The organism is Ruminiclostridium josui JCM 17888 (assembly GCF_000526495.1).
GTDB classification, from domain to species: domain Bacteria; phylum Bacillota; class Clostridia; order Acetivibrionales; family DSM-1351; genus Ruminiclostridium; species Ruminiclostridium josui.
The window spans coordinates 1683316-1697500 of the sequence record NZ_JAGE01000001.1; the positions used below are offsets into that span (position 1 = coordinate 1683316).

Here is a 14185-nt window from a genome sequence, read left to right on the forward strand (position 1 = left end):
TTGCAAAATAACTTTTTCTCTGTACTTAGAGTATAAATTGTATTAATGGAAGATCGGTCAAAGATATTTGCAGATATTTATCGGCGAAACAATCATTGATACAATTTTATACGGAAGTAAAAGAGTTAAACAGAAAAACTGTCTGTTTTGCAACATCCCATTCTTATTATATAAATCTTTTTCTTAATCCAAGTGTTATAAAGTAAATAACCGCAGCAATAATAACTATTGTTGCCCCTGTTGCGGTATCTAGATAGTATGACATTATGAGTCCACCAATGCTTGAAACAAAAGAAATCAATAACGCAATTATATTATACTGCCTAGCGTTAGTTGACACATTTCTGGCAGCTGCTGCAGGAAGAACCAGAAGTGAATTAATTATCAAAAGTCCAATCCATTGTATACTAACGGTTACCACCACTGCAATAGCAGATGTAAAAGCAAGTTCAACTGCCATGGTATTTATCCCTCGACTTTTTGCCAGTGATTGATTCAGGCTTACCAAAAGTATTTTATTGTAAAACATTAACCAAAGTACAACTATTGCAATAGCAATAATGAGCAATAGTCCTACCTCTCCTGAACTTATGCTTAACAGATCTCCCACAAGAACAGAAGAGTATTTATTACTGCCTCCCGAATACATTAGTACAACACCCAAAGCTATTGCAGCAGAAGAAAACACCCCTATAACTGTATCTGTAGATGTCTTTGTCTTATTTTTAACAACTGTAATAAGTACTGAAAAAGCAATAGAAAACGCTATAGCAGACCACATAGGCTGAAAAACTCCTATTGCCGTGCCTATTGCAATCCCGGTAAAAGCACCGTGTCCCAGTGCGTCAGAGAAAAACGCCATTCGGTTGTTTACTATGATGGTTCCAAGAATTCCAAATACCGGGGCAATAAGCAGAATAGCTAAAAAGGCATTTTTCATAAACTCATAACCCAGCCAACTGAATGGAAGCAAAGTATCAAGTATTTTATATATGTATTCCATTACTTCCCGCCTCCGTTCTCATCTGTTTCATTTCCCAAAATACCAGTTAAGCCAAAAGTTTCGTGCATCCTTTTGTCAGTGTAAACTTCTTCTGGTTTTCCATTAAGTATTACTGTCCTATTTAACAAAACAACTCTATCAGCATGTTTCCTTACCAAATCAAGATCGTGGGAAACAAGTATTATAGTCAAATCATACTCTTTTCTTATTTGAGACACAATTTCATAAAAAACTTCAAGGCCCTTCCTATCAACCCCTGAAACCGGCTCGTCCAGAAGCAAAAGCTGTGGCATTGGCTCAAGTGCCAGCGCCAGTAGTACTCTTTGCAACTCTCCGCCTGACAAAGCCCCCAACCGTTTTTCTATAAGTTTTCCTGCCTGAACTCTGTCAAGACAATTAATAATCCTTTTTTCTAATTTTTTTGAGACCCTCTGCCATGAAGGTTTTCTGCTCATACATGATGCAAACAGGTTCCTTACGCTAAGAGGTGCAGCAGTATCAAATTCCAATTGCTGAGGTACATACCCCACAACAGGCTTCCCAGCAGCCTCTCCATTGGCCCCTGCAAACACAATATTACCCTCATGTTTAATCTCTCCAAGTACAGACTTAAGCAAAGTACTTTTTCCTGCGCCATTAGGACCGATAATCGCAGTCAGTTCCCCGCAGTGCAAGTGAAGGTTTACATCATGTAATATTTGCGTTCTGCCTATAGTTACTGAAAACTTTTCTATTTTAGTACAACAGTACCCACAGCATCCCAAGCTATTCTCACAACTTCCTCTATGCTTACCAATAAATTCTTCCATTATATTTCCTCGTATTCCAATTATTATTGCAGTTCATTTTAGCATTAATTATTATACACCTTTCCCTTTAAAAAGATAATATTTTTAAGAATATATGGTATGAATCCATATTCATATGCAAACACTTTAGTTATATCTGTTGTAAAATTTAGAATAAATTTTTAAAGTTTTTTACTATATAGTTATAAATTTTTCTAATAGATACTTATTTTTATATATTTTTGTGTTAATATGTTTAATGTAATAATTATATTGGGGAGGACTAGTAATGAGCAAAATAGACACAGCTTGTATTAACACTATAAGGGTGTTGGCTGCAGAAGCAGTTCAAAAAGCATCTTCAGGACATCCGGGTTTGCCGCTGGGTGCAGCACCTATAGCCTATACTGTTTGGGCAAAACATATGAAACATAATCCCAAAAACCCACAGTGGCCAAATAGAGACAGATTTGTACTCTCAGCAGGTCATGGGTCAGCAATGTTATATTCCATGCTGCATGTATTCGGTTATGATGTTTCAATGGAAGATTTGAAAAATTTCAGACAATTTAACAGTAAAACTCCGGGACATCCTGAGTACGGACATACACCGGGTGTTGAAATCACAACAGGACCTCTTGGTCAAGGTATTGCCAATGCAGTTGGTATGGCAATGGCTGAAGAATTTATGGCTGCCAAATTCAACAAGGATGGCTACAAAATAGTTGATAACTATACTTTTGCATTATCAGGTGACGGCTGTCTCATGGAAGGTGTTGCAAGCGAAGCTGCTTCACTTGCAGGTACTTTGAAACTGGGCAAGCTTATATTACTTTATGACAGCAACAATATTACTATAGAAGGAAATACAGACATAGCTTTCACCGAAGATGTTGCAAAACGTTTTGATGCATATGGTTGGCAAGTACTTAAAGTTGAAGACGGAAACAGTGTAGAGGACATCAGTGCAGCAATTGCCAAGGCAAAAGCTGATACAAGTGCACCTTCAATTATCATCATAAATACTCAAATCGGTTATGGCTCACCAAAAGCAGGAAGTTCTTCTGTTCACGGTGAACCTCTTGGAGAAGAAGGACTTGCAAAAACCAAGGAATTCTTGGGAATGTGCAAGGATGACTGCTTCAACGTAAGTGAAGAAGTTTCAGCTTACATGAAAGAAATCATTAATTCAGGTATAAAAGCTGAAAACGAATGGAATGAAATATTTAAGAAATATGCTGCTGAATACCCAGAGCTCGCAAATGAATGGGAAATGTGGCATACCGAAACTTACGAAGAAATGCTGCTAAATGATGAAAACTTCTGGAAAGTTGAACCTAAAGCAAATGCAACCAGAGCAATTTCAGGAAATCTTATAAATTATCTGGCACAAAGAATCCCTAACCTTGTTGGAGGTTCTGCTGACCTTGCACCATCAAATAAAACTGCCATGAAAGGTGTTGGAGATTTCTCAGCTGAAGATTACAGCGGCAGAAACCTTCACTTTGGCGTAAGAGAACACGGAATGGCAGCTATAGCAAACGCAATGGCTGTATACGGCGGATTAAAGCTGTACTGCGCAACCTTCTTTGTGTTCACTGACTATTTGAAAGGTGCTATGAGACTTTCAGCACTTATGAAGACACCTGTAACATACGTAATGACTCATGACAGTATCGGTGTTGGAGAAGACGGACCTACTCACCAGCCAATCGAACAGTTGGCATCAATAAGAAGTATACCAAACTTCATTGATTTCAGACCTGCTGATGCAAATGAAACAGCTGCCGGTTGGTTTACAGCAGTAACAAACCAATCTTCACCTACTTGTCTGGTACTAACAAGACAAAACCTTCCTGTTCTTGACATTGACGGAAAAGTAGCTTTAAAGGGAGCATATACTCTGTTGGATTCAAAAAATGCAACTCCTGAAATAATCCTTATAGCTACAGGTTCCGAAGTACATGTAACATTAGAGGCAGGAAAGCAGCTTCAAGCTGAAGGCATCGATGCAAGAGTTGTAAGTATGCCATCAATGGAACTCTTTGAAAGACAGTCCGCCGAATACAAGGAAAGTGTGCTCCCATCATCTGTTGCTAACAGAGTAGCAGTTGAAGCAGCTTCTTCATTCGGATGGCATAAATATGTTGGATTAAAGGGCGAAATAATTTCCATAGATACCTTTGGTGCTTCAGGCCCAGCAGATCAGTTATTTAAGCACTTTGGCTTCACAACTGAAAATGTTATTGCAAAGGCAAAAGCAGTTTTGGCTAAATAATTAATTCTAAACACAATATATAAAAAACAACCCATGAAAAGAATATATTCTTTTCATGGGTTGTTTTTTGATTGTAAAAATACTGAAAATCGAAAATTATTTATTATTATTTGATATTTTTTTATTGACAAACGATAATAACGGATGTATATTACATTTGGATAGCGGTAAAATAAATATATATTAATAAAAAGAGGTGTCAACTATTTATGGGTTTTCAGATACTTGGAAAAAAAGGGTTAAGTCAGCTTATGGAAGTACTCTGTACAGTGTTTCAGATTTTTGGTGTTATTATAATTGCCAGCTTGCCATGGACTCTAAACTATTATCTTTTACTAAAAAATACAACTGTAGAGCCTAAAATATATTATTCCATGATAGTACTTTTAGTAATATCCGGTATTTGTGCTTTTTCAATACTAATTCAAGCCAAAAAGGTATTGCATAATATTAATTCTAAAAGCCCTTTTACATTTGATACTGCCAACCGAATCAAGTATATATCCTACCTGTGTTTACCTGTAGCATTTGCATATATTATAGGCATATTTTTTATCCCGTCAGTATTCGTTATTCTTGTAGGACTAACCTTTTTATTCTTAGCTGCCTGCATATTTATTATCGCAGAGTTGTTCTACCAGGCAGTTAGATATAAGCAGGAAAACGATTTGACAATATAGATAAGGAGAAACATTATGCCGATTATAGTAAATGTTGATGTAATGCTTGCAAAGAGAAAAATGAGTTCAACAGAACTAGCCGAAAAAATAGGTATAACTACAGCTAACCTATCAATATTAAAGACCAACAAGGCAAAAGCCATCAGATTTTCAACTCTTGAGGAAATATGCAAGGCTTTAAACTGCCAGCCTGGGGATATCCTTGAATACGTACCATCTGAAGAAAAAGCAGCAGAAATAGACGAATAAATATATTTTTAACTATTGAAAGGAGTACAACAAATGGAAAATAATGACCTCATACCTGAAGCTAAAGCTTCCACACAACCCCCTCCCTATTATGCAAGTTATGTTCCAAGAAATAAAAAACCTGAATATCTTGAATTTAAATCACGTGTTACCTCATTTAAAGGATTGATAATCTCAGTCTTGAGTATTATGTTATGTATACTGTTTTTTGAGACGATTTTTTTCCAGTCTCCGGGAATTGCTGTCCCAATATATCTTGCCGCCTTTTATTGCAGTATTTATTACTTCTTTAGAGAGAATGATACTCCACTTAATAAAGCAGCTGTACTTTTAACAATACCGGCAATGTTAATGGCAGTGAGCTTCTTTATTCATTATACTCCAAGTACCAGATGGATTACATGGCTTACGTTAATGGGAATTATATGTATACAGCTTATACTTCTTGGTAATTATCAGATAAACGGCTTATTCTCCCTGGATGCATTTGTTAAAGTTATTTCAAACTTATTCGCTAAGCCCTTTACTAATCTTGCAATGCCTTTCTACTCTTTTGGAATACTTAAGAACAGGAAATCTGAGACTACCAAAAATGTATTGTACGCACTAATAGGCATAGTTGTGGCTATACCTGTTGCCGCAATTCTTATGGCCTTGTTTGTTCAAGCAGATGCTGTATTTGCTGCTTCTGTAAAAGCATTCAAAAATTTTATAGGTTTAGACTTTGACCGATTAACATTAGAATTATTCTTAGGAATTCCATCAGGTGTATTTCTTGGCGCTGCCCTTCTTGGTTTAAAATATGAAAAACATAAAGATAAAACCATAAAAAATGTTGGTAGCTGTATAGAGTCTGTTATTATCGGTACTTTCTTAACCATAATAAATATATTTCTCATCGCTTTTGTAGGATTTCAGTTCATGTATCTCTTCGGAGGATTAGATAATATAAAAACTTCCGGAATAAGCTATGCAGAATATGCAAGGCGTGGCTTCTTCGAACTATGTACAGCATCAGCAATAATATTCGCCATTGCATTTTTTGTCATAGTTATGACTAAGAAAAAAAATGCAAAACTTTCTATATGGATAAGTCTTGAAACAGTAATTCTATGTGCAGGTGACGGTGTACTACTTATATCTGCCGTTAAGAGAATGTTCATGTATATAAGTGCTTACGGCCTTAGTATTAGGCGTGTTTTGACACTTTGGCTTATGGCGGTAATTGGGTTATGTCTGTTATGGATGATAATAAAATGCTTCAAAATCCGATTTGCTGTTACAAAGTGGATAGGAGTTACTGTAATCATAGGAGTTTGCATATTAAGCCTGACAAACATTGAAAAAATAATTGCAGAATACAATATAGACAGTTACCTAAAGAATCCTGATGAACCATCAGTAGTATTTTATTTGAATAAATTATCCTATACAGCTGCTCCCCAACTGGAAAAGCTCTGGGATTTATCAGCCCACCAAAAAACAGAAATTAACTTTAATGAATTAGTAGAAAATAAAAAAATTCAACTTTCTGCAAGAAATAAACTATACGGCTTTACGCTGGACAGCATTGAAGCATCAAAGATACTTAATAAATCCAAATAATTTAAAGAAATAGTAATGTCTAAGCCAAAAGTAAAATAACCTTTTTTGTTGACATACCCTGTTGGTCAGTGCTATAACAGAAATAAAACATAGATAGCAAAGGACCTACGGCTTATGTATATTAACACAAATGAATTAATCCTGTACAAGTATTTTTACCGGCCTGATATTTTTGAAAACCTTTCGTGGGTTATAAACAATTATCAGAACAAAGCTTTTTCCAAGGAAAATATAAAGTCAAGGCTATACGAGGGGTTGCATAAATTAGTTGAGTTTTCAGTTGACCATGGGTTTAGCGGTAATTTGTTTCATTGTTACCTTACCTATGTTCTTATTACAAATGAGAATGCCTTTTCACGGTCTTGTGAAGTATCTGAAAAACCAAATGGTACAATAAACCAACTGGCATTAAATGATTTCATTATATTAAAAAAATTATATGACTTTGATTTATCCTTAATAGACGAAGTTCTTCAAACCCAGTCTTTAAACATCATTAAAACTTTTACATCCTTCTACACCGCTAAAAATACAATTAATAATCTGCCGTACTTTGAAGAACTGGTAAATAGTCTATCAACATCCCAGAATGAACATACATTCTATGAAATAATAACTGACTTTTACAAAAAGTTCGGTGTAGGAAAATTTGGGTTAAACAAAGCTTTCAGTGTTATACACTGTGATAATACCATTGAACTTAAGCCTATTACGAATACAGAACCAATACTTCTTAATGATCTTGTGGGCTATCAAATTCAAAAAAACGAGCTTGTAAAGAACACAGAAGCTTTTGTACAGGGACGCAAAGCCAATAATGTGCTCCTGTACGGAGATAGTGGTACTGGAAAATCATCTAGTATCAAAGCTATTTTAAATGAATACTTTAAATATGGCCTCAGAATGATTGAGGTATATAAACACCAAATGAAAGATTTGCCTCTTATTATAGAGCAAATAAAGGATAGGAAGTATAAGTTTATAATATACATGGATGACTTGTCCTTTGAAGATTATGAAACAGATTATAAATACCTGAAGGCTGTCATAGAAGGGGGCCTTGAGGCAAAGCCAGACAACGTACTTATATATGCTACCTCTAACAGGAGACATATTATCCGTGAGAAGTGGAGTGACAAGAACGAAAGGGATGACGACCTTCATACCAATGATACGGTTCAGGAAAAGCTTTCATTATCAGCAAGATTTGGTTTACCAATTCTGTATATAGCTCCAAACAGAAAAGAATTTCAGCAAATTGTTAAGGTACTTGCTGATAGGTATCATATTAATATTCCTGAAGAAGAACTTTATATGGAAGCCAACCGATGGGAACTGCGAAACGGCGGTTTATCAGGAAGAACAGCTCAACATTTTATCACATATCTACTGGGAAGAAAATAAGAACCGATAGCACTGCTGTCGGTTTATTTTTAATAATAGCTTCTAGCCAAAACATTAAATATATTATAAAATAATAGTTATTGTAATATTATGTCGCATTATGGAGGTTTTCATGTCTAAAAGAATAAAGATTTTTTTATTTGCAATAATCTACACGCTAACAACATTTAGTACATTCTCTGTACAAGCATCAAAAGTTACATATTCAAAAACTCTGGAACAAATATATAAGAGTAAAGATGTTTACACAGACACGCAGAAACGCCTTAAGGAGTTTAATAAAAATTACAGCAATATAACATATCTTTTTTCAGCAGGAAAAAGTGTACAGAAGAGAGATTTGTCAGTTATTAAAATAGGTAACGGCTCTAAAAAGATATTTATAAATGCAGCCCATCATCCAAGGGAGTACATAGGAACAATTCTTACACTAAACCAAATTCAAAATTTGCTGGAGGCATACACTAGTAATGGAACTATTGACGGTCAAAAAGTCAGAAATCTTCTTGATAATCAGGTAACATTTTATTTTATGCCATTGGTAAATCCTGATGGTGTACAGATATGTATAAATGGGTCTCCATCCTATTACTTTAACGCTAATAAAGTAGACCTTAATCATAATTACGATGCACTATGGTTTAAAAAAATCACATCTACATATTCTACAGGAACTAAAGCATTCTCTGAACCTGAGACTCAGGCAGTTAGAGATTTATGTCTTAACATAGAATTTGACGTGACCCTTGCATATCATGCAGCAGGAGATATAATTTACTGGTATTTTGGACAAGAAGGTGCAGATAAAACAAGGGACTTGGCTTACGCAAATATGTTAAAATCTACTACAGGCTACAGTCTGGTAAGTCCAGCAAACTACAAATCATCTACTTCCGGGTTTAAAGATTGGTGTGTACAAAAATTAAAAATTCCATCCTTTACGCTTGAGATAGGGGGTAAAAGAGGTATTACAAAACCCGTAGAATGGTCATATTACAATACTATTTGGAATCAAAACAAGCTTGTTCCCGTTAGAATTGCAAAACAGCTTATGAGCCAGAAAAAGTTTATTAGCGATAAGAATACCACCCTAATATATAAAAGCAATTTGTTCCGTCAAGGACAGATACTATCTATAAATGGAAAGCAATACATTGCCGAGAAAGATGTAACCTTACTAACAGGAATAATACCCGAAAGCCAAAAAGAAGAACTTAATGAAACAGCAATTTATATAAACAAAATACCATATATAAACCTGGAAACCCTGGCAAAATGTTTGAATCTAAACTTCAGGTTTGAAAAATCCTCAAATACGGTTTATATTTCATAAATAAAATATAGGACCCTCATTATAAATTTATATAAATGAGGGTTTTTTTATTATAAGTTTTGGTATCTATCTTGGTATATATGGTAATAATATTTATAAGTTAATATGAAAGGAGTAATTATATGGGAGACAAAGGTAGTACAAAAAAAGCCCCAAAAATGACAAAAAAAGAGGCGAGAGCAGCGAAAATAGCTGCTAGAAACAATAAGTCCAGCGAAGAAAACTCATAAAAAACCTTTCTATTAAAGTGAACCCTCGCTTGTGATATATACTACCACAAGTCGGGTTCATTTTTTATCTATTTAAGCAAACTTGACATTTCTCCTGTATAATAAATACAAAGCTTATGTAAAGGCCTTGTCATTGCTACATAAAGCAACTTAATATCAAGTTCGCTTGTTGTATAATTGGCACTGCTGGCATTTGAAATAAGTACCACATCAAACTCCAAACCTTTTGAAAGATAAGATGGGACCACTACAACACCACTTTTATATTCTTTCTCATTTCCTGTAATAATACTAATATTTTTATCAGCTTTTTTTATCATAGGCAATATTTGATCACACTCTTCCATAGTTTTACATATAACTGCTATGGTTTTATGCCCCTCTCTTTTTGCCTGTTCAATCTTTTCAACTATATTTGCAGCAACATCAATAATATTATTCTTCTGAATGTATTCAACAGAATCTCCGTGTCGGATAACAGGTTTTGCACGTACCAAATCATTGTTATCCAGTTTCTCCATAACATTATTTGCCGCCTCCATAATTTCAACGGTAGTTCTATAGCTTTGTTCTAAGGTTAAAAACTCACATTTTTTCCCTTCAAAAACATTATTAACAATTTCCTCCCAACTACGTACTCCCCTATAGAAATGAATTCCCTGGCATAAATCTCCGAGAATAGTAAAAGAGCTATCCTTTACAATTTTTTTCATAACATAAAACTGAAAAGCACTGAAGTCCTGAGCCTCATCAATTACAATATGCCTAACAGGTATTTTCTCATCCATACCATAAATCTTGTATTTTAGATAAATTATCGGCGCTAAATCTTCCTGTTCAATCTTTTTACTATTTATTATGTCAAGAGTATACTCCCTAATAAACTTACAAGTTGCCTTGTCAGTGTATTTACCCGCAATCCTGTCAAAAACTTCAGCATTATTCATAAGATCAACATAGTATTGATAAGGACTTAATTTCGGTAGACTTGCTACATAGTCTTTGACTAAAGATTTTGCCGCTATATCAATTTTCTTTAAAACGCGATCTCTCTTTTCAAAAGCCTCTATAATATACTTTTGTCTTTCAGACTCGTCAGGAATTCCTATCTTTGCCCTTGCTACCTTTCTATCACATTCAACATTTATCTGTTGAATAAACTGTTCTTTACTTGTTTTTAACCTTGTTTTAATACTTTTCTTAATCTCATTCATCCTTTGTGCAATAGGCCACATGCCATATTGGGTTAAAAACAAGTTATTTATTTCATCATATGAAAAAATAACTTTAGTACCGAGGGTAATATCTTTTTTGGGAATAAAAGATTTCTCAATTTCCTCTATATATTCATCAATAATATCTTTGAAATACATAGAAGTTTTCAGAATAGATGAACATCTTACAAGATTATTATACTCAATTTGTTCCTTTGTCACATTATGATTAACAAACATATTCAATTTTTCATTTGCATCTGTGAGCTTAAAATCCTTCCCTATAAGCTCCATAGAAAAATCCTCAAAAGTTGTTTGCTTAACTCTCTCAACTCCAAGTTCAGGTAATACCTCTGATATATAGTTAAGAAAAAGTCTGTTTGGTGCTATAATCATAAAATTTTCAGGATCAAAACTTTTTTCAAATGTATATATTAGATACGCTATTCTATGAAGAGCAATAGTTGTTTTACCACTACCTGCAACCCCTTGGACAATCAGCGGTTTCCACATTGGAGCTCTTACTATTTTGTTCTGCTCTTCCTGAATTGTAGATACAATTTCTTTAAGTCTGTTTTCTGCATTTGCCCCAAGATATGTCTGAAGAAATTCATCATTTGTTGTTATATCTATATCAAAAATTTCATCAAGATTCCCATTATTAATTGAAAACTGCCTTTTTAAAAGAAGCTCTCCGTCAATTATGCCATCTGGACATTCATAGCTCGCCTGTCCCAGTCTGCCTTCATAATAAAGGTTTGCTATTGGTGCCCTCCAATCTACAATAATTATCTCCTGGTCTTCTTCCCTAGATAGGGACATTTTTCCGATATACAGCTTTTCTGTTCTATCCGAATTATTTTCCCTGTAGTCTACCCTGGCGAAATATGGTTTACCTCTGGCAGTATATAAATTTTTAATCTTTAAAGCCAGAGTATCATGCAGCATTGTATTTACCAGTATACTGGTATAATCTGCACTACTATCACCGCTCAAGTGCTTTTGTACACTTTCAAGCTCATTACCTATCTTTTCTCTCTTTTCAAGTGCTTTTTTCAAACTTCTTTCCACATAGTCCAGAGTATATCTGCACCTTTCAAGCTCTTCCTTATAGGCCGGATGGTTTGCAGCTGACATTATTATTACCCCTCTCTTTTTTTAATTTTAGAACTAAAGCAGACTTATATTATATATTTAAAATTAGCTATAATCAACCATCCATACAAATTGTCCCAAAAACTTTCATAATAGAACAAAGCCTCAAGCTATATATGCTTGAGGCTTTCATATAAATCTGGCAGAGACCTACTTTCCCGGGCCGTCTCCAGCCAAGTATTATCGGCACTGAGATGCTTAACTGCCGTGTTCGGTATGGGAACGGGTGTGACCATCTCGTCATTTCCACCAGAAAATTCACAGATTTTAATATGCGTCGCACTACTTCGTTACCTTCCTAGCTCCGGTACTCATTTATCCACATAAACTCCGTTCCTCGCTTCGTCGGTGCCTTGTATTGCTTGCATCTGAAAATCTGATTCTGACTTATTAATTTTTGCTCAGGTACTTTGTACCTTCAGAACTGACTAATGTTATTCTTCTAAGAAGATGTGAAGCTCTCTCATTGTCTAGTTTTAAGACCTTCTACTTTTTTGATACCTGTTTCTTTTGGGTCAAACCCTCGACCTATTAGTATCAGTCAGCTTAACACATTACTATGCTTACACTCCTGACCTATCAACCATGTAGTCTACATGGGGTCTTACCTATTGCTAGTGGGATATCTCATCTTGAGGTGGGTTTCACGCTTAGATGCCTTCAGCGTTTATCCCTGCCGAACTTGGCTACCCAGCTGTGCCATTGGTATGACAACTGGTGCACTAGAGGTTCGTCCATCCCGGTCCTCTCGTACTAAGGACAGATCCTCTCAAATATCCTGCGCCCGCGACAGATAGGGACCGAACTGTCTCACGACGTTCTGAACCCAGCTCGCGTACCGCTTTAATTGGCGAACAGCCAAACCCTTGGAACCTGCTACAGCTCCAGGATGCGATGAGCCGACATCGAGGTGCCAAACCTCCCCGTCGATGTGGACTCTTGGGGGAGATAAGCCTGTTATCCCCAGGGTAGCTTTTATCCGTTGAGCGATGGCAATTCCACTTTCATACCACCGGATCACTAAGCCCTACTTTCGTACCTGCTCGAGGTGTCTCTCTCGCAGTCAGGCTACCTTATGCCTTTGCACTCGCTGTGCGATTTCCAACCGCACTGAGGTAACCTTTGGACGCCTCCGTTACTCTTTGGGAGGCGACCGCCCCAGTCAAACTGCCCACCTGACAGTGTCCCTAGACCAGCTTATGGTCTCAGGTTAGAGTTCCAGTACTTTTAGAGTGGTATCCCAACGTCGACTCCATGATGGCTGGCGCCACCACTTCTCAGTCTCCCACCTATCCTGTACAAAAAATACCGAAACCCAATATCAAGCTACAGTGAAGCTCCATGGGGTCTTTCCGTCTAGTCGCGGGTAACTTGCATCTTCACAAGTACTACAATTTCGCCGGGTACGTTGTTGAGACAGTGCCCAAGTCATTACGCCATTCGTGCGGGTCAGAACTTACCTGACAAGGAATTTCGCTACCTTAGGACCGTTATAGTTACGGCCGCCGTTTACTGGGGCTTAAGTTCATGCCTTCGGGTTTCCCCTAAGCAATTCCCGTAACCTTCCAGCACCGGGCAGGCGTCAGCCCCTATACTTCATCTTTCGATTTAGCAGAGACCTGTGTTTTTGATAAACAGTTGCTTGGGCCTATTCTCTGCGGCCTCAATCTCTTGAGGCACCCCTTTTCGCTAACTTACGGGGTCAATTTGCCGAGTTCCTTAACAACGCTTCTCCCGCTCGTCTTAGGATTCTCTCCTCACCTACCTGTGTCGGTTTGCGGTACTGGTACCTTTAATCTGGATAGTGGTTTTTCTCGTCAGTGTGGAATCTGTCACTTCGGTACTTGTTTTCCCTCCGCATCACGTCTTCGAAACATCCGGCGGATTTGCCTACCGGACTATCTACCCCGCTTGCACGATCTTTTCCAGCTGATCGCTTGACTTATCCTCCTGCGTCCCCACCTCTCTCATAACGATTAACGGTAGTACAGGAATTTCAACCTGTTGTCCATCACCTACGCCTTTCGGCCTCAGCTTAGGTCCAGACTTACCCTGGGCGGACGAACCTTCCCCAGGAAACCTTAGGCTTTCGACGGTAAAGATTCTCACTTTACTCTCGCTACTTATTCCGGCATTCTCACTACTGTCTCGTCCACAAGTCCTTTCGATCTTGCTTCAACCTACTACAGTAAGCTCCCCTACCACCCTCGTACATCCAATACTACTGCTAACGGTACAAGTTTAGC

At 36.8% G+C, this 14185-nt stretch carries 9 protein-coding genes and 2 rRNA genes (1 of these 11 cut by a window edge); 6 read left to right on the plus strand and 5 right to left on the minus strand.

Going from position 1 to position 14185, the window contains the following annotated elements; genetic code table 11:
* Positions 1–166: 166 nt before the first annotated feature.
* Positions 167–1003, minus strand: a complete 837-nt coding sequence (locus tag K412_RS0107920; protein ID WP_024832606.1) for a metal ABC transporter permease — start codon at positions 1001–1003, stop codon at positions 167–169.
* On the minus strand, positions 1003–1812 hold the full coding sequence (locus tag K412_RS0107925; RefSeq protein WP_024832607.1) for a metal ABC transporter ATP-binding protein: 810 nt from the start codon (positions 1810–1812) through the stop codon (positions 1003–1005). Before K412_RS0107925 ends, K412_RS0107920 begins: the two co-directional genes overlap by 1 nt.
* Before the next feature lie 268 nt (positions 1813–2080).
* Between K412_RS0107925 and tkt the strand changes: the two genes are divergently transcribed.
* The 6 genes from tkt (at position 2081) to K412_RS0107955 (ending at position 9340) form a co-directional block, all read left to right on the plus strand.
* Positions 2081–4069 (plus strand): transketolase, encoded by a 1989-nt coding sequence (gene tkt, locus K412_RS0107930; protein ID WP_024832608.1) that lies wholly within the window; start codon positions 2081–2083, stop codon positions 4067–4069.
* A gap of 209 nt (positions 4070–4278) precedes the next feature.
* Positions 4279–4749: a DUF2975 domain-containing protein gene (locus K412_RS0107935; protein WP_024832609.1), complete on the plus strand. Its 471-nt coding sequence runs from the start codon at positions 4279–4281 to the stop codon at positions 4747–4749.
* Between the two features lie 15 nt (positions 4750–4764).
* Positions 4765–4998, plus strand: coding sequence for a helix-turn-helix domain-containing protein (locus tag K412_RS0107940; protein WP_024832610.1), 234 nt, complete (start codon positions 4765–4767; stop codon positions 4996–4998).
* Positions 4999–5031: 33 nt separating this feature from the next.
* Positions 5032–6603, plus strand: coding sequence for a DUF4153 domain-containing protein (locus K412_RS0107945; protein ID WP_024832611.1), 1572 nt, complete (start codon positions 5032–5034; stop codon positions 6601–6603).
* Positions 6604–6717: 114 nt separating this feature from the next.
* The gene (locus K412_RS0107950) at positions 6718–8007 is read left to right on the plus strand and encodes an ATP-binding protein (protein WP_024832612.1); all 1290 of its coding nucleotides are present in this window, start codon (positions 6718–6720) and stop codon (positions 8005–8007) included.
* Positions 8008–8119: 112 nt separating this feature from the next.
* Positions 8120–9340 carry a M14 family zinc carboxypeptidase gene (locus tag K412_RS0107955; RefSeq protein WP_024832613.1) on the plus strand — a complete coding sequence of 407 codons (1221 nt, stop codon included), beginning with the start codon at positions 8120–8122 and terminating at the stop codon, positions 9338–9340.
* 298 nt (positions 9341–9638) lie between these two features.
* Here K412_RS0107955 and helD read toward each other — a convergent pair whose 3' ends face one another.
* The 3 genes from helD to K412_RS0107975 all read right to left on the minus strand — a co-directional run.
* The gene (helD, locus tag K412_RS0107965; RefSeq protein ID WP_024832614.1) at positions 9639–11921 is read right to left on the minus strand and encodes an RNA polymerase recycling motor HelD; all 2283 of its coding nucleotides are present in this window, start codon (positions 11919–11921) and stop codon (positions 9639–9641) included.
* Positions 11922–12076: 155 nt separating this feature from the next.
* A 5S ribosomal RNA gene (gene rrf / locus K412_RS0107970) occupies positions 12077–12193 on the minus strand.
* Positions 12194–12450: 257 nt separating this feature from the next.
* Positions 12451–14185, minus strand: a 23S ribosomal RNA gene (locus K412_RS0107975); it runs 1320 nt beyond the window's last position.

Excerpts from the sequence above, each read along its gene's own strand:
- K412_RS0107920 (WP_024832606.1), bottom strand. The coding sequence starts at position 1,003 with ATGGAATACATATATAAAATACTTGATACTTTGCTTCCATTCAGTTGG.
- K412_RS0107925 (WP_024832607.1), bottom strand. The coding sequence starts at position 1,812 with ATGGAAGAATTTATTGGTAAGCATAGAGGAAGTTGTGAGAATAGCTTG.
- tkt (WP_024832608.1), top strand. The coding sequence starts at position 2,081 with ATGAGCAAAATAGACACAGCTTGTATTAACACTATAAGGGTGTTGGCT.
- K412_RS0107935 (WP_024832609.1), top strand. The coding sequence starts at position 4,279 with ATGGGTTTTCAGATACTTGGAAAAAAAGGGTTAAGTCAGCTTATGGAA.
- K412_RS0107940 (WP_024832610.1), top strand. The coding sequence starts at position 4,765 with ATGCCGATTATAGTAAATGTTGATGTAATGCTTGCAAAGAGAAAAATG.
- K412_RS0107945 (WP_024832611.1), top strand. The coding sequence starts at position 5,032 with ATGGAAAATAATGACCTCATACCTGAAGCTAAAGCTTCCACACAACCC.
- K412_RS0107950 (WP_024832612.1), top strand. The coding sequence starts at position 6,718 with ATGTATATTAACACAAATGAATTAATCCTGTACAAGTATTTTTACCGG.
- K412_RS0107955 (WP_024832613.1), top strand. The coding sequence starts at position 8,120 with ATGTCTAAAAGAATAAAGATTTTTTTATTTGCAATAATCTACACGCTA.
- helD (WP_024832614.1), bottom strand. The coding sequence starts at position 11,921 with ATGTCAGCTGCAAACCATCCGGCCTATAAGGAAGAGCTTGAAAGGTGC.